At 61.9% G+C, this 24989-nt stretch carries 22 protein-coding genes; 8 read left to right on the top strand and 14 right to left on the bottom strand.

The window, feature by feature from the left end:
• Positions 1-21: 21 nt before the first annotated feature.
• Complete coding sequence (locus P8L30_13460; protein ID MDG2241204.1) at positions 22-366, bottom strand: ArsC/Spx/MgsR family protein; 345 nt, start codon at positions 364-366, stop codon at positions 22-24.
• 140 nt (positions 367-506) lie between these two features.
• A complete protein-coding gene (locus tag P8L30_13465; GenBank protein MDG2241205.1) occupies positions 507-839 on the bottom strand; it encodes a PadR family transcriptional regulator in 333 nt (110 codons plus the stop codon).
• Positions 840-933: 94 nt separating this feature from the next.
• Between P8L30_13465 and P8L30_13470 the strand changes: the two genes are divergently transcribed.
• Complete coding sequence (locus P8L30_13470) at positions 934-1926, top strand: DUF72 domain-containing protein (protein MDG2241206.1); 993 nt, start codon at positions 934-936, stop codon at positions 1924-1926.
• Position 1927: 1 nt separating this feature from the next.
• Here P8L30_13470 and P8L30_13475 read toward each other — a convergent pair whose 3' ends face one another.
• From P8L30_13475 to P8L30_13505, 7 genes are read right to left on the bottom strand one after another with little or no spacing between them, the layout of a single operon-like run.
• Positions 1928-3235 carry a M24 family metallopeptidase gene (locus P8L30_13475; GenBank protein ID MDG2241207.1) on the bottom strand — a complete coding sequence of 436 codons (1308 nt, stop codon included), beginning with the start codon at positions 3233-3235 and terminating at the stop codon, positions 1928-1930.
• Between the two features lie 59 nt (positions 3236-3294).
• Positions 3295-4194: a hypothetical protein gene (locus P8L30_13480; protein ID MDG2241208.1), complete on the bottom strand. Its 900-nt coding sequence runs from the start codon at positions 4192-4194 to the stop codon at positions 3295-3297.
• A complete protein-coding gene (locus P8L30_13485; GenBank protein ID MDG2241209.1) occupies positions 4194-5309 on the bottom strand; it encodes a membrane dipeptidase in 1116 nt (371 codons plus the stop codon). The genes P8L30_13480 and P8L30_13485 overlap by 1 nt, the downstream gene beginning before the upstream one ends.
• A gap of 31 nt (positions 5310-5340) precedes the next feature.
• Entirely contained in the window at positions 5341-6507 is a 1167-nt protein-coding gene (locus P8L30_13490; GenBank protein MDG2241210.1) for a serine hydrolase, read from the bottom strand.
• Positions 6504-7694: an aminotransferase class V-fold PLP-dependent enzyme gene (locus tag P8L30_13495; protein ID MDG2241211.1), complete on the bottom strand. Its 1191-nt coding sequence runs from the start codon at positions 7692-7694 to the stop codon at positions 6504-6506. Before P8L30_13495 ends, P8L30_13490 begins: the two co-directional genes overlap by 4 nt.
• The gene (locus P8L30_13500) at positions 7691-8896 is read right to left on the bottom strand and encodes a dicarboxylate/amino acid:cation symporter (protein ID MDG2241212.1); all 1206 of its coding nucleotides are present in this window, start codon (positions 8894-8896) and stop codon (positions 7691-7693) included. Before P8L30_13500 ends, P8L30_13495 begins: the two co-directional genes overlap by 4 nt.
• Positions 8896-10500: a hypothetical protein gene (locus P8L30_13505; GenBank protein ID MDG2241213.1), complete on the bottom strand. Its 1605-nt coding sequence runs from the start codon at positions 10498-10500 to the stop codon at positions 8896-8898. The genes P8L30_13500 and P8L30_13505 overlap by 1 nt, the downstream gene beginning before the upstream one ends.
• Positions 10501-10593: 93 nt before the next feature.
• Between P8L30_13505 and P8L30_13510 the strand changes: the two genes are divergently transcribed.
• Positions 10594-10818: a hypothetical protein gene (locus P8L30_13510; protein MDG2241214.1), complete on the top strand. Its 225-nt coding sequence runs from the start codon at positions 10594-10596 to the stop codon at positions 10816-10818.
• A gap of 14 nt (positions 10819-10832) precedes the next feature.
• Here P8L30_13510 and P8L30_13515 read toward each other — a convergent pair whose 3' ends face one another.
• The gene (locus P8L30_13515) at positions 10833-11039 is read right to left on the bottom strand and encodes a hypothetical protein (GenBank protein MDG2241215.1); all 207 of its coding nucleotides are present in this window, start codon (positions 11037-11039) and stop codon (positions 10833-10835) included.
• A 21-nt stretch (positions 11040-11060) separates the two neighbouring features.
• The gene (locus P8L30_13520; protein MDG2241216.1) at positions 11061-11354 is read right to left on the bottom strand and encodes an AIM24 family protein; all 294 of its coding nucleotides are present in this window, start codon (positions 11352-11354) and stop codon (positions 11061-11063) included.
• Positions 11355-11482: 128 nt separating this feature from the next.
• Between P8L30_13520 and P8L30_13525 the strand changes: the two genes are divergently transcribed.
• Positions 11483-12877: an amidohydrolase family protein gene (locus P8L30_13525; protein MDG2241217.1), complete on the top strand. Its 1395-nt coding sequence runs from the start codon at positions 11483-11485 to the stop codon at positions 12875-12877.
• A gap of 45 nt (positions 12878-12922) precedes the next feature.
• On the opposite strand, the gene P8L30_13530 is transcribed toward P8L30_13525, so the two are convergent.
• Positions 12923-13165: a hypothetical protein gene (locus tag P8L30_13530; GenBank protein ID MDG2241218.1), complete on the bottom strand. Its 243-nt coding sequence runs from the start codon at positions 13163-13165 to the stop codon at positions 12923-12925.
• A gap of 122 nt (positions 13166-13287) precedes the next feature.
• On the opposite strand from P8L30_13530, the gene P8L30_13535 reads away from it, so the two are divergent.
• Positions 13288-13833: a DUF411 domain-containing protein gene (locus P8L30_13535; GenBank protein ID MDG2241219.1), complete on the top strand. Its 546-nt coding sequence runs from the start codon at positions 13288-13290 to the stop codon at positions 13831-13833.
• Positions 13834-13854: 21 nt separating this feature from the next.
• On the opposite strand, the gene P8L30_13540 is transcribed toward P8L30_13535, so the two are convergent.
• Together P8L30_13540 and P8L30_13545 are read right to left on the bottom strand one after the other, a co-directional pair.
• Positions 13855-14532: an Ig-like domain-containing protein gene (locus P8L30_13540; protein MDG2241220.1), complete on the bottom strand. Its 678-nt coding sequence runs from the start codon at positions 14530-14532 to the stop codon at positions 13855-13857.
• 1 nt (position 14533) lies between these two features.
• Positions 14534-17773 carry a carboxypeptidase regulatory-like domain-containing protein gene (locus P8L30_13545; GenBank protein MDG2241221.1) on the bottom strand — a complete coding sequence of 1080 codons (3240 nt, stop codon included), beginning with the start codon at positions 17771-17773 and terminating at the stop codon, positions 14534-14536.
• Positions 17774-17925: 152 nt separating this feature from the next.
• Between P8L30_13545 and P8L30_13550 the strand changes: the two genes are divergently transcribed.
• From P8L30_13550 to P8L30_13565, 4 genes are all read left to right on the top strand, one after another.
• Positions 17926-19350 (top strand): amidase, encoded by a 1425-nt coding sequence (locus P8L30_13550; protein ID MDG2241222.1) that lies wholly within the window; start codon positions 17926-17928, stop codon positions 19348-19350.
• A gap of 155 nt (positions 19351-19505) precedes the next feature.
• The gene (locus P8L30_13555; GenBank protein MDG2241223.1) at positions 19506-22658 is read left to right on the top strand and encodes a hypothetical protein; all 3153 of its coding nucleotides are present in this window, start codon (positions 19506-19508) and stop codon (positions 22656-22658) included.
• 10 nt (positions 22659-22668) lie between these two features.
• A complete protein-coding gene (locus P8L30_13560) occupies positions 22669-23355 on the top strand; it encodes a sugar transferase (protein ID MDG2241224.1) in 687 nt (228 codons plus the stop codon).
• A gap of 73 nt (positions 23356-23428) precedes the next feature.
• On the top strand, positions 23429-24973 hold the full coding sequence (locus tag P8L30_13565; protein MDG2241225.1) for an amidohydrolase family protein: 1545 nt from the start codon (positions 23429-23431) through the stop codon (positions 24971-24973).
• The last annotated feature ends 16 nt before the right edge of the window (positions 24974-24989 follow it).

Genomic DNA, 24989 nt, shown 5'->3' on the forward strand with positions numbered 1-24989 from the left:
GATGACGAGGCCTTGAGTGCCCTAGCCGAGCCACTCCTTCCAGGCAGCCTCGTCCAGGCCAACGGATAGATTCTTACCACAGCGCACCAACGGGACCTTCAAAATCAACGGCTCGTCCAGCGCGATCTCGAGCCACCGCTCGTTCCCGTAGTATGCGGTCTGAAAGCCGAGCGCATGGAAGCGCTTCGCGTCCCGATCAATGAGCTTCTCTTCCCCGAACTTCTGGAAAAAACGGGTAAGCTCACCCTTGGACGGGCTACGCTGCTTGAAGTCCATGAAATGGACCTTAATGCGGCGCTCTTTGAAAAAGCGCTCAGCTTTCCGGACGTCTTTGTGGTTTTTGACGCCAAAGATTTGGACTTCCATGCGGGCAAAATAGCTATTCCGACCGCAGTGAATCTACGCCCCGATCACTATGAGCCCCTGCCGCAGCATCATTCGAAGCGCCTGTGGCGCACCCGAACAGCGCGGTGCGAACCTCAGGAGGAGTGCGATCAGTCCGCGTGTCACGCGGCCCCACCCGGGATGAGCTTCTTGTCCCGGGCTACGGCCACCAGAGCCGCGAGGCGGACTGACTCCTGTTCTGCACGGGAGCGCCCCCACCCGGTCAGCCGGTAGTACCGGCGGCGAGCGTCGTCTTCGCCAGAGGGCCGCTCGGGCGACTCAGCAATGAGATCGTCCCCTGCTATACGCTGCAGCGCGAGGTACAGAGCACCCGTGCTCGGGGCTGCGCCGGCTCCAGAATGCTCCTCGATATCCTTGATGATTCCGTACCCGTGCCGATCTCCGTCAGCGAGCGCCAACAAGATCTGGTAGGTCAGCGGCGTCATGCCCGCCATGGCCCCTCCATGTATCTAATCCGTATATGTATATTTCATTTATACATTTATGAAATGACTATGCGGGGTCAATGGTTGCAAGGAGATTGTCACCATGGATCTCCAACTGGGACTCTTCGGCGACGAGCCAGCGACGCAGCCCATGACGCCGGTAGCCGCTGCAGAGGCGTCGCCACACACCTTGGCAGTGGCTGAGAAGCTGCCTGCTTCGCTCCGGCTTGGGACGTCGTCTTGGAGCTTTCCAGGCTGGGATGGCATTGTGTATGATCGGCGGGTCTCACAGAGGGTCCTCGCCCAGCACGGGCTCTCTGCATACGCAAAACACCCGTTGCTACGCACCGTCGGCATGGACCGGACGTATTATCAATCGATTGGAGTCGAGGATTTTCGCGGCTACGCGGACGCGGTCCCGGACGACTTTCGCTTTCTGGTGAAGGCCGACCGACTCATCACGTCCCCCATGAAGCCGGATGGGTCGTCGGTGCGCGGGGCCAACCCGCTCTTCTTGGACCCGACCTATGCGGCCAACGAAGTCGTCGGGCCGATGATCGACGGGCTGGGCTCGAAAGCAGGGCCCCTGCTCTTCCAGTTTTCCCCCATCCCACCGAACCTGGTCGGGGGGCGCGGAAACTTCGTCGACCGGCTCTTCACATTCCTAGATGCGCTGCCCAAGGGCCCGCTGTACGCGGTCGAACTCCGGACCGCCGCCTTCCTTACCGAAGCCTACGCGGACGCGCTCCTATCTGCGGGCGTGGCTCATTGCTACACAGTGCATCCGGCTATGGCATCTCTGGAACGCCAGCTCCAACTCGTCCAGGCATATCAGCAGCCCGCGCTCGTCATGCGCTGGATGCTGCATGCGGGCCTGCGTTACGAAGTGGCCAAGGAAAAGTATGAGCCGTTCGACCGCATCGTGGACGAGGACAGTGACTCTCGCGAACGCATCGCGATCGCTTCACTGGATGCTCTGATCGCGGAGAAGGGGGTCTTCGTGATCGCGAACAACAAGGCGGAGGGCTCGGCACCTCTATCGATCTCCCGACTCGCCGAACGAATCGCCGACTGGGAAGCGCCTGAGCCCGCCTGAGTCAGTTCCCGATCAGCCACAACTCCATCTGCGGCCCGACCAGATACTCCACGACGCCCTCATCCGTCACGCGTGCGTCCTCTTCCCGTGACATCGTGACGGTCTGGCCGCCCCACTCCGGGATCGAGCCACTCACGTTGTATTCGATGGACCAGAACTCGGTCAGTCGCACGGGCTCTTGGGGGTGCCGACCGTAACGCTCCGGCCAGTCGAAGCTCCCCCACGCGCCGACCCCATGCACCCAGTTGCCCTGGACGTGCGGATAGACGCGGCTGGTGATGCCCTCGAGCTGCCCGAGGTCCTGCGCTCGGGGAACGATATCGCGCCCCAAGACACCCGGGACGATCGTCTGGGTGATGATCTCTCCCTGGCGGACGGACTGGGCAAACACGTGCCTTAATCCTTCCGGGGCATCCGTCTCACCCGGGCGTAGCACGTAAGCCATCTTCTGCTGGTCGGTCACGATGCCGCTCAACTTTACGCCGAAGTCGACGTGGAGCAGGTCACCCCCCTGGATGACAGGGTCATCATGATCGTCCAAAGCACCATCGAGCCCCTGGCGCTGCAAATCAAACGATCCTGGAAAGTTGAATTCCAGATCGCGCGACATCCACTCGTCCTTCACCCACCAGTAGACGTCCATCAGTGTCGTCTCACCTGGCGTGATCACCTCAGACGAGAACGCCGTGCGCAGGATGTCCCACGTTTCCTCAGCGGCCTCGATCGCGATCTCGGTCTCGGCTGCAGTGCGCGTGCTCACATAGTCGATGAACATCGGCTCTGAGCTGACGACCCGCGGACCGAACTGATCACCCAACACATTGAAGAGGTAGTCCGCGAGTTCAGCGGAAATGCCGTCCGCCATCGAGATCGAATAAGACTGATTGATCGCGATAGCATCAGGGTTCCGCTCCATGACATAGCGGCGTAAGTGCGGTGCGAGCCCTTCTTCGCCGTAGCTCTGGATGTCGTCGTAAAAGAGCTCGAGATGGCCCGACAGATGTGTGCCAATAACCGTCGTCTCGAGGCGGGTCCCGTTGTCGTAGAACAGATAGGCGTTCCGGTGGCCATACCACCCGCTGATTCCGTACCCCCCGAACAGTGCCAGCGCCGGATCCACGTTGTTCTCCCGGCTCATGATGATCCACATGTCGACGCCGTGCTCGCGCATGGTCGGTAACAGATGGGTGCGCATCTTGTCCGCCTTCACGCGCCATTCACGGAGGTCACGATCACGAGAGTTACGCGTCTGTGCATCGAGAGGCGCGACGAGCAGTAGGGCGAGCAGGCACAGGACTAGACGACGCATGGATTCCTCACAGTTGGGTGGTCCTACAAGATGGCGGGGTCCGGTCCGTGCGGCGAGAACTACTCCCGCGTGATCGGGTGCTCAGCCCCAGTCACGAGATCTAGGGCAAACAGCGAAGAAGTCGGATATTGGCCTCGGACGAATGAGATCCACCGGCCGTCTTTCGAGGCTCGCGGTGCGGACCCGTTCGCGAGTAAGAAGCGCAGAGACCCCGTGCTCACACGCACCACCAAAACGGAGTCGTTCCGCTCCAAATAGATGTCGTCTCCATTGAAGCCCCAACTCGGGGACGCCCCACCCTTCACACGTCCCCAACCACCCCCAGGAGTCGCCACAAACACGTATTCGCCGTCGTCCATGGTCACCTGAACCGCAATGCGACCCCCTCCGGGCTCCCATTCTGGCTTCGAGTGGGCAATCCCCGGACCGCCCGACACCATCTCGACGTTGCCACCATCCGCGTCCATCAGGTGGAGGCGAGCCGCGCCGTCCGTCCGAGTGGATACGAACGCGATCCTGCGCCCGTCGGGTGAGTATGTCGGGTCGGCATCGTACGCTTCATCATTGGTGAGGCGGACCAATCCCATACCGTCAGGCCGCATGCGATAGATCTCACTCTGTCCGTCCCGCATCGAAGCGAACGCTACCCAGTCTGCGTTCGGGGACCACGTGGCGCCGCCGTCGGGCCCGTCAGAAACACGCAGGCCCGATCCCGGCTCCTGAGCCGAGTCAGTCGTGTCAGGGCTGAGCACACCATAGAGCCGCGATCTGCCACCCTGCTCCCACGTCACCATGAGGCGATGGCCCCGAGGTGACCACACGCCCTCGTGAATGAAGTCGGCGACAACTTCATCTTGAGCTTCCGCCTCGTCCGCGGGAGGAGCTTCAGCCTGCCCGCCACATGCGGCGACTGCGGCCAACGTGCAAATCCAAGCACCGTGCTTCGCTGCAGCTCTCATCAACCGATGACCTCTTCATATATGCGGTACACGTTGCCACCCATGATCTTCTCGATGGCCTCAGCCGAGTACCCTCGCTGCACCAATCCGTCCCAGACCACAGTCATCCGTGTGGGCCCGTTGAGCTCGTCGATGTAGTAGGGCAATTCGCTGCTGCTCACCTGACTGCCTTCCTCCGCGCGGAGTTCGGCTTCGTATTCAGGCGTCATCTCGATCACTCGGTGATCTCTGTCACTACCGATCCCTACATGATCCGTGCCGCAGACCTGAACGGCATGATCGATGTGGTCGAAATAGGCGTGCAGATTGTCTTGCTTCTTCTCTGTCAGGAACGGCCGGAGCTGACACACCCCTACGACGCCACCGCGTTCTGCCATGGCTCTGAGATTCGCATCGGACATGTTCCGTTCGTGCGCGTGCACCGCATCACAGCCCGTATGGGAATTGATGACCGGCATGCGCGAATGCTCGATGGTGTCTGCCATCGTCTGTTCGTTTGCATGTGCTAGATCCACCAACACCCCGGTCCCATTCATTCGATCGATCATCTCTCGGCCGAATTCGGTCAGCCCGCCCTCGTCTCCCTCAGCGCGGCACCCAACTCCCGCCAGGTTCCGCTCGTTGTACGTCACCTGGCAGCTCGTCAGACCGAGTTTGTGGAACATCTGGACCCGATCGAGGTCGTCGTCGAACTGGGTCGCGTTCTGGAAGAGATAGAAGACCGCCATGCGCCCGGACCGACGTGCTTCGTCGATGTCCGCGACCTTGGTCGCCTTCACGAATAGGTCTGGATGTGCCGCGAGATACCGGTCGTATTCCATCAGGCCGTCAACCGCAGTGTCGAGGGCCTCGGCACCGACAAACTTGGGATCACACAAGGTGACGGTGATCGAGTCGGTGCCACTCTGCAGCATCTGCCGGACGAGGGGCGGCTCGTAGATGGGACGGAGCTCACCCATTGCATCGATGATGAGAGCGCGGGGGTCTCGCAATGGCCCCGGTCGGTCTCCGTTCAGAGCTGCCGCTGGAATGTGCGCGCCGCTCGCGAGCCCTGGAAGGAGCCCGGGAAGCGCTGCTGCGGCCGCCGTGCCACGAATGAATGTGCGTCTATCCATGGTTGATGCTCCTAAAAGACATTGGAGAGGACTACCTCAGCACCGGCGCGAGCTCTTGAATCAAACTCTGAGCTGCCCGGGCTAGGTTCGTCTCGCCTTGGTTGTAGTTCCGCAGGAGTACGACTCCCACACCCGTCTCGGTGTCCACCGCCATATAGGCCGTGTACCCCGCCACGGAGCCTCCGTGGCTCACGATCTGCGACCCGCCTTCCGTCCTCTGGACTGAGAAGCCGAGGCCATATCCGCGGTCCGGATTCTCAGGTGTCTGCACGGAGATCATCTCAAGGCGGCTCTCTTCGGAGAGAATACGAAGCCCCGGCACCCCAGCTACCGCGCCAAGGAACCGTCCGAGATCGGCCACCGTCGAATACACTCCGCCGTTGGGCACTTTATAGCCCCGGCCGGAATGCTCCCGTGCCGGCATCGATCCGTCGATCGTTCCGTCTCGTCCGTTGGTATACCCGCTCGCGAGACGCGCTTCTAACTCGGTCCCCTCCACCACGAAGCTCGACCCAATCATTCCGAGGGGTGTGAAGACCTCCTCGCGGACCATCTCCATGAACGGACGCCCAGCTGCTCTCGACAGTGCCAGACCGAGCGTGCCGAAGCCGATGTTCGAGTACTGATAGCGCGCGCCCGGTACACTGTCGTATGCAGTCTCCGGCAGGGCGCTCAAGATCCTCTCCTCCCACGCTTCAAGGGGGCCAGAAACGGCCGCCGGAAGATTCCTGGGCTCGCGAATGATCCCCGCCGTGTGGCTCGCGAGGTGACGAAGCGTGACGGCATCCGCTCCCGGCCTGCGATCTGTCAGCTGGCCAAACTCAGGCAGGTACCGTTCCACCGGCACGTCCAGATCCACCACGCCCTGATCCACGAGTCGCATCATCAGAACAGCCGTGACCGATTTCGAGATCGACCCTGTCCGGGAGATCGCAGAGGGTTCCATCGTGGCGCGGGAAGCACGGTCCGCGAGACCGAAGCCCCTCGCCCAAACGAGATCGCCATCGACGACCACACCCGCGGCGATCCCGCCGACCGCATCCGTGGATACTTGATCCGTGACGCTCTCGGCCCAGTTCGAGATCGCACGCTCCCAATCGGCCGACCCGACCTGGGCGCTCGCCGGAGCGGCGAGGAACACGCCCAGGACCAGTATGGCCAACGCCGAGGTCACGATCCGACGCGCAAGACATCTCATGGTGCATACCCTGTTTCGAGGATCCACCGATCCACCGCTTCGAGCGCGCGATCGATGTCCGACTGATTGTTGTGCATGCCAACGGAGAAGCGCAGCACGCCGCTTCGGATGGAGTGCTGAATTCCTTGCGACAACAGAGACTGGTGAAGAGAGTTCATCGCTGGATCATCCGCCGAATAATGCCGCCCACCACCGCTCTGCCCTACTGAGACGATGTGCGCGAGATGCGGGCCCGGAGTACCGCCCGCCACAGGCAGTCCTCGCTCGATGAGCGCTTGCGCGAACCCAGCTGACAACCGGCGCAGGTGCCCCTCCACAGCGTCCATTCCCCACTCTTCCAGGAGGTCGATCGCTGCCCCAGCGGCGGCCATGCCCAAGTAGTTATAGTTCCCTAGATCGAAGCGCAGCGCGCCGGACTTGTACGTCAGTTCTCCCTCCGAGAAGGCCGTTTCGTGCGCGCCGTCCAGGTCGATGCCATATCGGGCGACGTGCACGGGGACGAGTTGGTTCGCGACCTCACGGCGGATGTAGAGAAAGCCACTGCCGTACAGACCCATCATGCACTTCTGTGTGGCCACGGTGAGCGCATCCAGTCCCAATTGCCGCACATCCGTTTGAATCGCGCCAATGGACTGGGCGGCATCCACCATCGTGAGCGCCCCCACGCGCTTCGCGGCCTGTACGACACCTCGCACATCCGAAACGAATCCAGGGGCGAACGAGATCGTCGGGAGTGTGACCAGACGGGTCCGATCGTCCATGGCAGCCGCCATACCCGCCACCGAGAGGTGCCCGCTTTCCGCTGCGACACTCCGCACCTCGATCCCGTGGAGCTCCTTCAGGTTGTACCACAAATAGATGTTGTTGGGATGCTCTAAGTCAGGACAGAGGACGACGTTGTCCCCGGCCTGCCAGGGCAGACTCGCACCGAAAAGATTCAGGCCTTCGGACACATTCTTCGTGATCGCGACCTCGTCGGCATCTGCGTTGATGAGCTTAGCGAAGGCTTCACGAGTTCGATTCACCATGGCCCAAAGAGTGTCTTTGTCGCCCCCCTCGAACTGCCTGACGCGCAGGTGGGCCTCGACCGCCTCACGAACCGGGTCAGGTACTAGCGAGCGCGCCGAAGTGTCCAGGTAGACGCGCTCGTCTGCGCCCGGAAACAACGCTCGAATGTCGGGGTTCATGCCCGACCTACTTCGGACTGAGCCACCAGAGATGTGCCGACCATATCACCCATAATGTTGACAGTTGTATTTCCCATATCGACGAGCCGATAAATGCCGCCCACGATGGCGGCGATCTCGATCGGCAAATTAAAAGCCTGTACGAAAATGAGCGCGATCACAAAGCCTCCGCCTGGAATCCCGCCCGAGCCTTCGGACAAAAGCAAACCTACGAGCAGAATCGTGACAAAGGCAGCTGGCGAGAACGACACCCCGGCAGCTTGGGCCGTGAAGATCAGTACCGCACCGAGCATCACGGCGGTGCCGTCTTTGTTGAGCTGAGCGCCCAGAGGCAGAGTGAACGAATAGATCTGGCGCGGCAGATTGATCTTCTCTGCCATCTCGAGTCCCACGGAGAGCGAAGCAAGGCTCGACGTGGTCGCGGCAGTTGTGGCCCAGAGCAGGCCGGTGTCGCGGAGGAAAGCTAGAGGCCGTCGGTCGGTGAAGACACGCAGAAGGATCATGTACCCGCAGACAACAATGAACTGACAGGCCCAGACGCCGACGAGGAATTTGGTCATCGGTCCAATGAGCTGCGTCCCGTATCGACCGACCGTGACGGCCATGAGCGCCGCGATTCCGACTGGAGCAATCAGCAGGATCAGATCCACGAGACGTCTAAACAGCGCAGCTAAATCTTGGTACCCCTGACTCAAGCGATTCTTCACGGGGCCCCTGAGCATGAGCGTCGCGACGCCCAGAAACACCGACACGACCACCAATTGGACCACGTTCCCGGCAGCGAACGCCTCGAAGATGTTGGTGGGCACCATGCCAAGCAGTACGTCGGCGATCGCCGGCACTTCTCCCACGGTTTCGCCGACCTCCTCTGTGAGCTGCATACCCACACCTGGCTTGAGCAGCAGCATGGCGCCCATCCCCAGCGAGAGCGCGACCAGGTCGGTCACGACGAAATAGCTCATCGTCTTTGTGGCCAAACGCCCGAAGGTACGGACGTCCGACAGAGTGGTAAGGCCTGCCAACAGGTTGAAGAAAATCAACGGCACTGCGGCGAGGACGAGCAGACGAATGAACAAGTCCCCGAGGGGCTGCACGATCGTCACGCTCTCTCCAAAAACCGCACCCAGCGCACTCCCGACCATCATCCCAATCAAAATTTGGGTCCCTAACCCCCACCGCTTACGGGTGGTCGTATCGCCCATCAGCGTCGCGAGTCCTCGAGGCTTCGCAGGGCGGCCTCCAGCAAGGAGGCGTAGTACGTCTGGACGTTCTCCGCAGACAACGGCACCCACACATCGATCTCAGCCGGGTTGCCCTCCGCGATCTCACCAGCGGGCGTAATCGTATGCCCCACATCCCACATGAACGCGACCACCGGCTGATCCGTGCCCGGGAAGTACAACACCTCTTCCCACTCCCAGGTGTTGGAGTAGCCGCCCGGCGGCATCCCCACTACGGGGCCCAGATCGTTGTCGATGACCTGGTGGATGAACTGGTCCAGGTGCGAGCCACCGTCCGGGCCAGAGATCACGGCGAAAGGCCCCGTGAAGTGCACCGGCGCCGGCTGAAGCACACCGTCCGAGTCCTTGGAGGCATGAGCCGACTTGAAAGGCACGCTCGTCGTGTAGGCGTCCCCTCGCTCGAGCGCCGGCATTACGTCTTCGTCGAACCACTCCATGAGCCATGAGCCGTCATCGTCCAGCTCGCGGACGCCGCCGTCCGTTGCCTGCTGGCGGCGGGCATAACCTTCGCGCCGCGCCTCGACGAACGGCTCGATGATATCGCTAATGCGCAGGTTGCCGAAGGTGGTCTTGAACGGCTTCCCTTGGAGCCGCCGAACCGCGTAAGCGCCCCGGGAGCCGCCGCCGCTCCGAGTGACATCCACAATCATCGTGTAGTCGAGGAGCCCGCGTTCCTGGGCCAACACCATGAGCGCGTCGACATCCTCCACCATCGTCTCCCGGAAGCCGGTCCAAATCAGAATCGCGATCCGACGGGAATCATCTACAAGGAGGTCGTAGGTGACGGTCTCGTGTACGACTTCGAAGCCATCGTAGGCGGGTCCTGCGGTGCCCTGCCACACCAAGGACGCCTCGGGCTGCGTCGCGAGGTCGAAGACGGCTTCTCCACCATCATCTGATGCGACAGTCAGAAAGATCTTCTCACCCCTCATCGCGGGAGGATACGACGCGGTCGCCAGAGTCATCATGTCCGCGATCTTCCACTTGAGTCCGGCGACCGTCGAGTGACGTGTGAAGGCAGTCGCCATGGTCTCCCACTCGGCGATCGGGATTCCGTTTACCGCAACGATGCGGTCGCCGATCTGGGGGAGCTCACCCATACCAGCGAGGGGAGCCAAATCACCCACGAAGTAGGAGGGTCCGTCCACCGAATAGTCCGGGAAGACGCGCACCGGAGCTCGTCCAGGCTCGGGAGAATCTCCGTCCATAACGTCGAGGCCCGCACTGTCCACCAATTCGAGTCCGCCCTCGACGAGGTATAGGTCGAGGTGGCGGTCCCGGCGCGCGTGGCTCAACTCCGCTATGGCGTAGTAGAGGTCTTCCTCGGTCTCAGCCGCTACCACCTTGTCACGCACACCGCGCATGGCCGCTACGGGGTCGAAGCCGAGATTCTCGTTCTTCACGGGTGACCACGCTTCGCGCCGCTCTGTGCGGGCCATGATCGTGTCGAATAGGGCCGCACGCAGCTCTGGCGTGCCGACTTTTCCCGAAGGCGCCTCGCTGCAGGCACCTAGTGACGTTACCGCGACGAGGACAACGGGCCGGAACCATTTCTTAATCTTCATTCGCGCAACTTGCGCGGCCCTCTCAGGCACGCAAGAGTGAGCTAGGCGGCCGTGGGACTCCCCGGCGGCATCGATCCACGAGGCACAAATCAAATGAAGAAATTCCTCGTCGTTATGGTCGCCTTGGTCGGCGTGTGGGCATGTGGAGCTGGCGAGGGTGGCTCAGACGCCGCCGCAGCCACCGACACCCTCACACGGCGTCAGAAGGACAGCATCGTATCCAATCTGCCCATCCCTGGCGCGCACGGTATTGCTGGGGCCATGGAGGCTGTGGACCGCGCCAACGCACGCGTGGAGCAGCACGACACGATTCGGTAGGGTCGGCTGCGCGCTTAACGGTCTCCGCTAGTGAGCCCACCAATGATGCCGGCACCGAGGCCTGCCGCACCTTGAAGGTCATAGTTCACGCTGCCGCTCATTCCGATTATACATCCCGTGTCTACACGAAGCGATTGGCCCGGAAAGAGACCGGCCCCGAGCTTCTCCGTGAAGGCGACCTCGATCTCAACGCCTTGGACAGCGCAGTAGGAACGAGTCACGCTGGCAGATGAACTCTCTGTTCAACGCACGCAGGTTGAGCGGAATGACTTTGTCAGGAGTAGGATGCTCGGAACGCCACCTTGCCCCGCCCCGCCCCTTTGGTAGATGAAGTTGGTGAGGAAGAACGACTCTCCGGTCACCATCCGCTCGCATCCCTTGAATATCCCACCGCCCGTGCTGGTCTGCATCTCGATGCCGGGTTGCATAAACATCATGGCACCCGCCTCGGCACGGACGCCTTCGCCCGGATCGAGCTCGATTTCAACCAACTGCATGTCGTCGCCGTGGATGCCGTGGCCGAGAACACCTGACATGAGGTGTTCCTGCTTTCGCAGTCGATGAATCCTCTACAACTCTGCGTAAAACTCTTCGATCAGATCAACCTCCAGAAGTCGGAAATCATGTATTGGGCACCTTCTCACCTCCGAGGGTATCTTCCCGCATGAAGCTCAGCATCAAAGATTCGGTCGGGCTGGCGTTGGTAGCCGGCACCCTCGGTGCCTTGGTGGTCCACATCGGACCGTCGGGGCATGAGGCTCGGCATCCCACGTCCGTGGCGGATGCCGGCAGTGCGATGACAAGCGCCGCAGCGAGCACGCCCGTCGCCTTCGTGGACGTCAACGTCGTGCCCATGGAAGGCGACGCAGTGCTGCACCGGCAAGTGGTAATCGCGCAAGACGGCTTCATCCGCCAAATCGGCCCGCTCGGAGTTCTTGAGCCGCCCGCAGGCGCACTGATCGTGAACGGTGACGGCACTCGGTACCTCGTGCCCGGCCTGACCGACGCCCACGTGCACCTCCCGGACGGAGCCGAAAATTGGCTGCCCGTCTTCCTGGCGAACGGCGTGACAACCGTGTTCAATCTGCGCGGAGAAGAGCGCCATCTTGAACTCCGAGACCGCATCCGGTCCGGCGAAGTGATCGGTCCGACCGTGTATACGTCCGGCCCCTTCACGAATGAGCCCGGTGTCCACACCCCTGAGGACGCGGTCGATGCGGTCCAGGCCCATGTCCGTAGCGGCTACGACTTCGTGAAGATCCACGGAGATCTCTCAGCAGAGACGTACAACGCGCTCGTTCAAGCCGGCCGTGACGAGGGCATCGCGGTGCTCGGACACGCCCCGCGTAACCTCCCGTTCTCTGCGGTGATCGAGAGTGGTCAGGCGGGCGTCGCGCACGCCGAAGAGTTGATCTACACGCACTTCAATTCGCTGGACACCCGAGACCTGGACGGCGTCGCAGCCGACATGGCTCGGGCGGGTACGTGGCTCACACCTACCCTGTCTACGTTCGGCAACATCGTGACGCAGTGGGGCTCCGCGGATGGCGTACACGCCGGGCTAGGATCGGATATGGCCCGCTACCTCCCTGAGTCCCTCCGCGAGGACTGGCTGGACGACAACCCCTACATGGGACGCGATCCCACGGGACGGGATCGGATCGAAGCCATGTACGAATTCCAGCACCCCATGATTCGCACCTTCAACCAAGCGGGCATCCCCATGCTCACCGGCACGGATACTCCGCTGCCCGTGCTCGTGCCGGGCTTCTCGCTGCACAACGAAATCGAAGTACTCAGAAACGCCGGACTGAGTCGATACGAGGCGCTCGCAGCTGCCACCCGGAACGCAGGCCGCTTCGTGCAGCAGCACGTGGACCCGACCGCCAGTTTTGGAACCATCACGACTGGAGCCCGCGCCGACTTGGTGTTGGTTGAAGAGGACCCGCTCGCTGACTTGGACCGACTCCGCCACCCAACCGGTGTGATGGTGCGAGGACGGTGGTTCAGCCGCGACGCGCTCGACCGAATGCTCGAGTCCGCAGTCGGGAACGATTAGGGCGAACTACCCTTCGGTTGTCTCGCCCTTCGCTCTATCCACCCCTCAATGCCGCAGCTTTTCCGTAAAGTCCCGCCGCTCCTCCATCAACTGAAGCCGAGTATTCATCGTCTCCAGTAGTTCCCGCACTTGGTGCACATCGTTCTCGATGCCTGTCGTCTTGTCACGGGCGTAGAGCTCCAACAATCCCGAGATCCGTTTCGCGATGGGCCGGATGACGAGAACTCCCCCGACGGTGAGAATGAAGACGATCGAAACGATCATCGGCGCAATAATTTCCCATTCCATCGGGCGGTCCTGTTGTGTTTGGTGCTCGCATGCACCTACGAGCGGCAACACAATCCTGCTTCATGCGCGTCCAACTGTGCACCCCTTGGCGTTGATGCCGTATATTTTAGGTGCCGGCTCCCATGGGCCGTTTACACGTCACGCTCGAAGAGGCTGCTCAGATGAAGTACTCGACCACTGCCCTGACCCTTCTGACCGTCGCTCTCACGGGATGTGGCTCAGGCGATGCCGCCGAAGCCAATGCCGCGGGCGAAGCGACACCTGTCATGTTTGCAATAGCCGATGCGGATCTTCCCTCGATCCTAGTCTACAAGGCCGCGACCTGCGGATGCTGTGAGGGCTGGGTCGACCACCTTCGTGCTGCGGGCTTCGACGTCGATGCACGTAACGTCCAGGACCTGATGGTGGTGAAAAGAGACGCGGGCGTTCCGGGAGCCGTTATGTCGTGTCACACGGCGCTCATCGACGGATACGTAGTCGAAGGCCACGTGCCAGCAGAACAAATCAAGGCGATGCTCGCCAGTCGTCCCGCGATCACCGGCATCGGAGTGCCAGGCATGCCGACTGGTTCGCCAGGCATGGAAGGCCCCGGTGCAAAGCCGTACCAGGTCATCTCATGGGACCGTCAGGGGAACGCGGCTGTCTTCGCCGACATCGACCCGCGGTAAGAGTCCGTTGTCAGGCGCCCTTTAGCTGACGATCACGGGGACTGAGATCGACTTATCCCCTACAACCAACGTGAGCGTCGCCGACCCTGCGTTCCGTCCGCGGATGCTGATCGAAGTACCTGTGACGACTTCCTGGTTTCCGACCATGATGAAGATCTGGGTGCTGGACGTCCGCCAAGAGATCCGATAACCCTCGGTAGAGACCTGTTGGCCATCCATACCGATCAGGATCGGCCGCACCGTCGTTCGCGTTCCGAAGGTGCTCGTCTGACTCAGTTCAATGGGGCCACCACCCGGTACTGGGTCGATCCTGATCTCCCGCAACTCGAACGGCTCGACGTAGACGCGGCCCGTCCCGGTACCACGCCCAAGCGACACGCGCACGTTGGTTGAGCCGACCTTCACTGCGGTGACCGTAGCGACCCCGCCCTGCGGCTCAAGGGTCGCGATCGTCGAGTTGCTCACAATCCATTCTGTGCGCTCCGCGCGTTCCGGCAGTTCGTTGTCCCGCTGATCCAACGGCACTGAAGTGAACTGAGCCGTTTCACCTGGGATCAAGAAGATCGAATCCGGCTCAAGCTGGAGAGAGTCGACCCAGATCGGGCCGGTGACTTCCTGACACGCCACGGCCACCATGAGCGTGACTGAGGCACCAACGATCATCCGGAGTCCGAGGACTCGGTTCATGCGCTTCGTCATCTTATCGCCCTCCGCCGAACGTCACGCGAACCCCGAACTGCATCTGCCATTGGGAATCTGGTGTGATCACCGTCCACGGGTCCGGAGACGTCAGCTGACCGTCCTCGTTGCGTTGAGGGAGCACCGCCCCACCCCACCTGGCGGGAAGAGGACTCTCGCAACCGAGTTGACACAGCTCTAGCAGCGGAACGACAGGGCTGGTCGTCTCGATCTTGCCCCAGCTTCCGTTGACCATGTTGAGCACGTTGATCAGGTCACCCTCGAAGCGAATGTCGCGATCACCCATGTGAACCGTGTGGGCCAACCTCAGATCCAACCGGTTCTCCCACGGAGCCCGACAGCCGTTCCGAGCCACAAGCGTCCCCGCGTACTTCTTGAGGCAATCGTTGTTCTTGATCGCATCCGCCAACAGAATCTGCGTCACCAGCGAGTACGGAGCGCCTTCCCCGAGCCCACTGAGCGTCGCTGGCACATGCACGAGATCGTTGAATCGATCGAGGGCTCCACCAACGCCGGGGTAGCCGTCCCCGTTCACATCTCCGTCGTAGACGTAGGAGAACGGGAGGCCCGACTGTCCGGTGTAGAGGAGCGACAGTTCCGTATCCGGGAGAGACTCGAAGGGAGCCCCGTACATGGCCAGGACGATCTTGTGTGGACGGTCGAAATTCGAGGTCCGCAACGGCGGCTGATTCACATCGAACTCACTCGGATTGAACCCGAAGTTCGATGCCATATCCGCGAAGGTCAGGCTCGTACGGTCCCAAGAACGCGCGAAGGCATAGCCGGACTGGATTCCGATTCGGTCCGTGAGTTGGCCGCGAAGTTCCAAGCTCAGTGACGTGGCCCAGTCCTCACCCTCATTGGTGACGAGGAGGACCTGGTCGAATTCGCTTGTGATGTCTGAGTAATACTTCCGCTCGGTGCCACCCAGCTGCGAGAGCGACGTGTTGCCGCCCTCGAGGTTGCGTTCTTCGATTCCCACCTGGTTCAGCGCTTTGTTAAACAGGAAGCCGATCGTGAAGCTCGTGCGGTCGCTCAACTCGTGATCGACCGAAGCTGAGAACTTCAAGTCCTGCGGATACTTGAAGCCGTCTTCGAACATGACCACGCTGCTCACGCGGTTGAACGGGATCGTCCCGCCGTCTGGGTCGTAACAACCCGCGGGTTGAGAGCCGACGTTCAAGGGCGGTGCAGGACGCGCCGGCAGCGGTTCGACGTAATGCCTTCCGCTGCAGGTCAGTGTTGTCGAACGAATGCCGTTGTTGTGGAAGGCATTGGAGAGCCAGACGTAGGGCACCTGGCCGGCGAACCAGCCGAAGCCACCGCGTACCTGCGTCACACGCAGACCGTCGCTCTGCCAGTTGAAGCCGAAGCGCGGGGAGAACAAGAAATTACCGCTGGGTAGCTTAGACGTGTCGTATCCGAAGAAATCGAGTACATCGGTGTTCTGCTCCGGAGACGAGAGGACGTAAGGCGCGTCCATTCGAATGCCGAACCGCATCGTGAGGCCCTTCCCAGCGTTCATGAGGTGCTGAACGAACGCCCCGACCTCGACGACCTCGAACTTTGCGGCTGGATCCTGGCCGGGCGCCAACTCAGCGCGTTGGTAGCGCTCCGGCGCGTTGGCCCGAAGGTCCGCCATCGACGGGAAGTAGTACTCACCGGCCGCACCGGGCAGGAAGCGATGTGCGATGTCGTAGTACGACCCCGTGATTCCGAGGGTGACGACGTCGTCACCCTCACTGCGAATATCCAGACTGTTCGTGGCCCTGATACTCGTCTGGTCCAGGCCATTGTCCTGGGCGAAGAACTGCCCCCCGACGCGTACCGGCCGATTCAGCGATACATCGCCGATCGAACTTCTCACGTCCACCTCGACCTGCGGCCAGTCCGTCGTCGGCGCAGACTCGTCAGAGCTGATCTGCACCGTCATGTCGAACTCGTTCGAGAACCGATCACCGAGCGGTGAAAAGAGCTGCAGGGACGTGATGTTGTTCATCGACGTCCGCTGGACCGTGTTGGACGACAGCTCGTACGGAAGGAAGGCCGAGCGGTTGGGTGACTCGTCGTTCGTAGCGTGTGAGAACACGTTTCGCAGTGTCAGTCGTGTCCCGTTGTCGAAATTCCAGTCGGAGCGCACAAACACGTTCGAGAGCTGTTGGCTGAGTGGGTAAGCGGCGGCATTCCCAACATCCACCCCATGATCCGTCTGCATGAGGGACGCAAACTCGTCCATCGACTCTCCGGAGATACGCACGAGTGACTCGGGATCACGGAAGAGGTTGTAACCCGACGGTGGCTGATTCCGCCGCTCGAACTCAGCCGCAACGAAGAAGTGGCCCTTGTCCAGCACGACCGGACCACCCACGGAGAACGAAAGGAGGCTCCGGTCCACGCCGGAGGCCGCTACCGGGCCGGTCGGAAGCTGAAGGTCTCCCATAAGCTGCTCGGCTCGGTGAACACCGCCGATCCGCACGCGCCAGTCGTTCGTCCCGGAACGGGTCACCGCATTCATCACACCACCGGTGAAGCCGGACAGGCGAACATCGAACGGGGCCACCAGCACTTCGTATTGAGCGACAGCATCAATGGGGATCAGCTTTGCACCAGCCTGCCCCCCCGGCACCCCGCCTGAGGTCAGGCCGAACATGTCCTTACTGGCCAGGCCATCCACCAAGATGGCGTTGTAGCGATCGTTCTGCCCCGCTACGGAGAAACCACCGCCTTCCGTGGTCTTCACCAAAGGCGACAAGACAGCCAACTCCATCACGTCACGCGACATGATGGGGGTCGCGTCGAGCACCCGCTCGGTCAGCCGCGTCGCCGGACCAATCTGTGTCGGCGTGAAGATCGTGGCGCGCTCGACCGCGACGTCGATCCCCTGCAGCTCCACTGCCTGCTCCTGCATGACATATTCCATGGTGAACGTCTCGCCCACGGCGAGTCGAATCCCTTCGACTCGCCCCTCAGAATACCCGAGGTGCTGGATGGAGACCGAGTACGGGCCCCCCGGCTGAAGGAGCAGAACAAGGAAAGCCCCGTTCGCGTTCGTCAGACCCGACCGCGACGCGCCCGTCTCGTCGTGACGGATGACGACCGTCCCACCGACGAGGATCGAACCGTCTTGAGCAGTGACGAAGCCGCGAATGGCAGACGTCGTGCGCGATTGGGCGTGAGCGGCCGAAGGAATGGCGAGCGCCAATGCCGCGACCACGGCGAAGGTGCGCAAACAGAATTGCATGAGACCTCGAGTGGCCGGGTGGGTCGTGGCGGACGGCGGACCTACGGTGCTCCTGCGGATCACCGCAAGACTGTTGTAATACCTACAAACACTAAGACAAGGCAGCCCCGCAAAACGCTGGCGCGATTCACGGTTCATGGTGATGATGAGGCATGAATTCGAGCGATGCGAAGGTGGCCAAAGAGCCCATCGATCAGTCCATCGAACGAGTCGCTGCGGCGCTTCGTTCAGGAAATCTTTCCGCCGTCGAACTCGCGGAATCAGCCATCGCCAGTCACGGCCAACACGGACAACGGCTCCACGCCTACAGGGCTTTCGACAGCGAGTCGGCTCGCAGGGCGGCTCGCACCGCAGACGAGCGTCTCCAGCGAGGGGATGCTCCTCCGTTCTGCGGCATCCCAGTCTCGGTGAAGGATCTATACGGGGTAAGCGGCTTCGACACCTTCGCCGGAAGTGCCAGAGCACTTCCAGCGCCGTGGACCCAGGACGCGTGGCTCGTCGCACGGCTGCGTGAACAGGGCGCCGTCATCATGGGGAAGACGCATACCGTCGAGTTTGCCTACGGCGCGATTGGGGCAAACCCGCACTGGGGTGCCCCTCGGAATCCCTGGGATGCAGATGTGCACCGTATCACCGGAGGCTCCTCGTCCGGAGCGGGGGTGAGTCTCTGGGAGGGATCAGCGCTTCTGGCGCTCGGATCCGACACAGGGGGTTCCATCCGAATCCCCGCCGCGATGACCGGCACCGTGGGTCACAAGATCACGCATGCCCGATGGAGCGTTGAAGGAGTCGTGCCCCTCAGCACCACGCTCGACACGGTTGGGGGACTGACCCGGACCGTCGAAGACGCCATCTATTTTTTCGGCTCACTCGATCCTGAATGGGGAGATCCACAGCAACTCCGGCTCCAACTCGCCACCCTCCCCGCTGCCGGGCTGCGTGTCGCGATGCCGACGTGTACGATCTGGGATGACTGTCAGACAGACATCGCTGACGTCCTTCACGGAGCGATCGGAAGGCTGGGGGCCGCCGGCTGGGGTGTCGGAGCGGTAGACGGCACACTCCTCGATGAGGCCCAACACCTCTATATGAACGGCGGGATCGCGGGCGCAGAGTGCATGGCTTTTCTGAAACGGGACCTGCCGGAGTGGATCGATATTCTGGACCCGATCGTGGGATCTCGCCTTGCCCATGCTCCCGAACTGGGCGGCGATCAGTACAGATCGTCTGTGGCACGACGGGCTCAACTCATGAGCCGAACCGAGGCTCTGTTTGCCGAGGCTGACGTCCTGGCCCTTCCTGCCTCCATGGCCACACCCGCGCCGCTGGCCGAACTGGCAGATCTTGACGCCTACGGCGCAGCCAACGTCACCGCGCTCCGGCCCACCTGCCCCGCGAGCATGCTCGGCCTGTGTGCGATCACGCTCCCAGTCGGGCTCGATGCCTCAGGCATGCCAGTCGGGCTCCAGTTCGTCGCGCCACGGGGGCACGACGAGGCGCTTTTGGGTGCGGCTCTAGCCGTGGAACGCGCCTTGGGTCCGGCGACCGACTTGCTAGGAAGACCCCCGGGCCTATAGGGATCGCCGTAGCGGCTCACGGCTCCGGCGCGCGCCAAACCCTTGCGCCGGCCCGCGCGCGCGCGGAAGCTGATCCCCTGATATCACTGCGCCGATTCGGCGTGGCGCCCTCGTTCGCGCCCGCCACGGCTGAGCCAGACTCCCCTGGAGCCGATATGTCCCGTTTGTCCCGTTCCGGCCTGTTCTTATTGGTCGCCTGTGCGGCCATCTCCCTGCCCGCGCCAGCGACCGCCCAAGACGACACCCCAGCCGTAGACCCGGCCACGTTCCAGTCGATGGCATGGCGTTCGATCGGCCCCTATCGAGGCGGCCGTTCCGTCGCGAGTACCGGAGTCGTGGGTGACCCCCAGATGTACTACATGGGCACCGTCGGCGGCGGCATTTGGAAGACCACCGACGCCGGCATCACATGGAACAACATCTCGGACGGGCAGCTGGGCACATCGTCTGTGGGTGCGATCGCGGTCTCCGAATCGGACCCGAACGTCATCTATGTGGGCATGGGTGAGCACGCCACACGTGGTGTGATGACCTCACACGGGGACGGCGTCTATAAGTCGACGGACGCGGGCCGCACCTGGACGAACATGGGACTGCCCCGCAGTCGGCACATCTCACGGGTGCGCATCCATCCCAAAAACCCGGACCTCGTCTACGTGGCAGTCCAGGGTGCAGCATACGGGGCCAACCCCGAGCGTGGGCTCTACCGCTCCGCGGACGGCGGCGAGACGTGGGAGCATATCCTCTACGTGAGTGAGGACGCAGGTGCGTCCGATCTTTCTATGGACATGAACAACCCACGCATTCTGTACGCAGCGTTTTGGCACAACCGACGCCTTCCCTGGCAGGTCCAGAGCGGCGGAGAAGGCAGCGGGCTCTGGAAGTCCACGGACGGGGGTGACAGCTGGAACAAGTTGGAGAACGGACTGCCCGACGAGATGGGCAAGACCTCCATCGACGTGTCTCGGGCTAACTCGGACCGTGTCTTCGCGATCGTCGAAGCCGATCCCGGTGGTGGCATCTTCCGCTCGGACGACGGTGGCGCCTCGTGGGAGCTCACGAGTGACAACTGGTCGGCCCGCGCACGTGCCTGGTACTACATCGAGATCTTCGCGGACCCTCAGGACGACGAGACGGTCTACGTCCTGAACGCGCCTATGATGAAGTCGATCGATGGTGGGCGGACGTTCAACCGGGTCCAGGTTCGCCACGGTGACACCCACGATCTGTGGATCAGCCCGGACGACAACGAGACAATGATCAACGCGAACGACGGCGGAGCACACGTCTCGTTCAACGCTGGAGACAGCTGGTCGCAGCTCGACAACCAGCCGACCTCTCAGTTCTACCGGGTGAACGTGGACAATCGCTTCCCCTACTACATCTACGGCGGCCAGCAGGACAACAGTTCCGTGGCGATCGCGAGCGCGGGGATTGGCGGTGTGACGTGGAAAGACTGGTACGCCGTGGGCGGTTGTGAAAGCGCCTACACAGCCTTCGATCCGGACGACCCACGCTTCGTGTATGCCGGTTGTTACATGGGCATCATCAGCGAGTACGATCACCAGACGAAGGGCCAGCGCGACGTAGGTGTCTACCCGGTGATGCCAGCTGCGCTTCAGGGCCGCGAGATGAAGTACCGCTACAACTGGAACGCGCCCATCATCGCCTCTCCCCACAACTACGAGAGGATCTACCACGCCTCGAATCACCTGGTCGTCACCGAGGACCGCGGCATGACGTGGCAGGAGATTAGCCCGGATCTCACACGTGACGACGACGAGCACCAGGGCTACGGTGGCGGACCGATCACAAATGAGGGTGCCGGGGGTGAGATCTATGGCACCATCTACTACGTGGTGGAATCGGAACACGAGGCCGGGACGATCTACACAGGCTCAGACGACGGTCTTATTCATGTCACACGCGATTCAGGGCAGACCTGGACCAACGTCACGCCGGGCGACCTCGAGGAAGGCCAGATCAACTCGATGGAGGTCTCACCTCACGATCCGGCGACCGTGTACGCCGCTTATACGCGCTACAAGTTCAACGACTTCACCCCACACTTGCTGGTCAGCAACGACTACGGCGAGAACTGGGAAGACCGGACCACCGGCATCCCGGAAGAGGCTTGGGTGAAAGTCGTCCGGGAGGACCCGGTCCGGCCCGGCCTGCTCTACATGGGTACCGAGACGGGGATCTTCGCTTCGTGGGACCAAGGCGAGAACTGGCAGCCCATGCAGCTGAACCTGCCCAACACCCCCATAAACGACCTCATCGTGCAGCGTCGCGAGAACGATCTCGTAGCCGCGACATCGGGTCGATCGTTCTGGATCTTGGACGACCTCACCCCCATGCAGAACGCAACGAACGTTGAGGGAAGCGAGAGCTACCTGCTGCCCCCCCGCCATGCGTACCGGCTGGCCAGCGGTGGCTTTGGGGGCTTCGCTGAGAATGTGGGTCAGAATCCCCCGTCGGGCGCGATCGTACAGTACTACATGGCAGAAGAACCCGCGGAGGGTGACTCCGTAACCGTCGAAATCATGTCAACGGCGGGTGAGATCATCCGCACGTACTCGACACATCCAGATGAAGACGTCAGTCCTGGGGCGCAACCCATAACTGTGGAAGCCGGGCACAATCGTCTGGCTTGGAACCTGCGCCACGAGCAGATCCCCAACATCCCGGGCGCCTACGTCTTCGGTTCACTCGCCGGTCGGCGTGTCATTCCAGGCACGTACCAGGTGCGTCTGACCGCCGGTGACTTCACGCAGACGCAGTCTCTCGAGGTCCGTAAGGATCCACGTGTTGACGCGACAATGGCGGAGTACGTCGAGCAGGATCAGTTCGTAGCCCAAGTAGCGCGCGAACTGACCGACATCCATCACGCGGCCATCGACGTCAATGATGTGGACGACCAGGTCGAGACGCTCATGGGGCGCATCGAGGGCCGTGACGGAGCCGACGTGGTTGGGGAAGCAGCCGACGCGCTCATGGAAGAGCTCACCACCGTCGCGGATTCACTCTATCAGGCACGCGTGGTGGATGGGCAGACCGTGATCAACTTCCCATCTCGTCTCAAGTTCCAATACGTCGTGCTCCACGGGAACGCCGAGGGCGCCGAGACCGGTGTGTCTCGCGGCTCGGAAGACGTACTGAGTGACCTGAGAGTCCGCTGGACTAGCCACGACGCCACGGTACGTCAGTTGCTCGGGCCTCGGCTGGATGAGTTCAACCGACTCCTCGCCGAGCACGGCTTCGGGGCGATCATCCGTCCACCGGAACGCAGAAGGACCATCAGCTGAGGGCCGCCCCGTGACGCCCCAGGAACTCGAGCGATACGATAAAATCGGGCGCAGCCTCGATGGGCTCGTGCCGGTGTGTTGGCAGAAGCGCGCGTTGGACATTCTCCTGTCCTTCGCGCTGCTTCTGCTCTTCTCGCCCCTCTTTCTGGCCATCCTCGTCGCGCTCGTGCTTGAAGGCCTCTTCATTCCGCGGCACCGGGGGCCGTTCTTCTTGACCGAAGAGCGTGGCTCGGAGGGGCGTGTCTTCCACCTCCTCAAGTTCCGCATCGTTCGCATGGATGTATTCCATGAGATCCGGGCGACTCAGAAGTACCAACACATCAAACCCATGGAACGGGATCCCGCCAACGTCACCAAGGTGGGGAAGATTCTAAAAGACTTCTATTTGGATGAGCTGCCCCAACTGTTCACAATCCTCGTGGGTGAAATGAGCTTCGTCGGCCCTCGCCCCTGGCCGCTCGAGCCGTACTACGAGGAGCTCGAGGAGGGCGTCTTTCGAAAGCGCTTGATACGGCCCGGGCTGACCGGACTAGTCCAGGCCAACAAGGGCATCAAGGACGGCCCCAGCGAGTGGCAACTCGACTTCGCCTACATCGGCTTCATGCACGACGAGCCCAGCGGGTGGAAAAAGCTCGCGTTCGATCTCCAGGTGCTGACGCGGTCGACAAAAACGGTTTCCGAGGGGAAGGGCCTCTAGTCTTTTCTGGTGGGAGCCTACCATCCGGCCTACTTTCGACGGCGTAGCTCAGGGACCCCGAACGGAACTCAATATGCACACGCGTACGCGCTTAGTCCGGACCGCAGCAGCAACCTGTCTCATGTTGGTCGGCACCCTGGCTCCAACGCCCGGACCGATTGGGGCGGAAGCGGTGGAGGCCCAAGAAGTCTACGACGTCGTACTGATGGGCGGCCGCGTCATGGACCCAGAGACGGGCCTCGATGCAATTCGTAACGTCGGCATTCGCGGGCAGACCATCGTCTCGATCAGTGAAGGGGCGCTGCGAGGCACCACCGTCATCGATGCGACGGGCCTCGTCGTGGCTCCGGGCTTCATCGACATGCACGCGCACGGGCAGACGGTGCGGGCCAACGAGTTCCAGGCCATGGACGGCGTGACCACCGCCCTCGAATTGGAGGGTGGCGTCCCCTCCATGACGGACTTCCTGGATCCCCGTCGCGGAGGGTCAGTCCTGAACTTCGGAGCGAGCGTATCGCACGGTTCTGCGAGGATCTCGGTCATGCCCGACTTCGCGGACCAGTACCGGCAGGTGAGGGACATTGTAGACGCCGCCGGGACAAGAGACCTGACGACGGAAGAGAACGCTCAGATCATGGAGCTCATTGGCGCGGCCGCATATGAGCCTCTCCAAAAAGAGCAGTACGGGGCGCTCCGGGAGCGGCTGCAGTCGGAGATAACGGCGGGCGGGCTCGGAATCGGTATGCCACACCAGTACTACCCGGGTGCCAACCGCGACGAGATCTACCGGGTCATGGAATTCGCGGGTGACAACGCGATCACGATCTACACTCATGTACGGTCCATGGGCATTGACCCGATCCAAGAAGTCATCGCGAACTCGGTCGCCACACAGGCTCCGCTGCACATCGTGCATCTCAACAGTTCGAGTCTATGGGACATCGAAACCAATCTCGACCTCATCCGCGGTGCACGGAGGGCCGGGGTGAATGTCACGACCGAGGCGTACCCCTATACGGCGGCCTCTACCTCAATCGAGTCCGCCATCTTCGATGAAGGTTGGCAGGAGCGGCTCCAGATCTCTTACGGTGACCTGCAGTGGCAGGAAACCGGAGAGCGACTGACCGAAGCGACCTTCAACGAATACCGTGAACGAGGCGGGGTCATCATTATCCACATTATGAAGCCCGAGTGGATCACCGCCGCGATGTCGGACCCGGCGGTAATGGTTGCTTCAGACGGAATGCCTTACGACCCAGGCGCGCATCCAAGAAGCGCCGGCACCTTCGCGCGCTTCTTGGGCCGGTACGTCCGGGAAGAAGGGATTTCGAGCCTCATGGAAGGACTGAGGAAGATCACGATCATGCCCGCTCAGCGGCTTGGCGCGGTCTCCGCTCAAATGGCTCGGAAGGGCCGCATCCAGATCGGCAGCGACGCGGACGTCACCATCTTCGATCCTTCGAAGATCATCGATACGGCAACCTTCGAGGGCACACTCTCATACTCGGAAGGCGTGCAGTTCGTGCTCGTGAACGGCGAATTCGTGGTAAAAGACGGCGCCCTCGTTGATGGCGCACGGCCAGGCCGGGCGATCGTGGGTACCCGCGTGGTCTTCTAGGGCCTCAGCCAGCCGA

It is taken from the genome of Longimicrobiales bacterium (genome assembly GCA_029245345.1).
Lineage (GTDB): Bacteria > Gemmatimonadota > Gemmatimonadetes > Longimicrobiales > Gaopeijiaceae > CALFPJ01.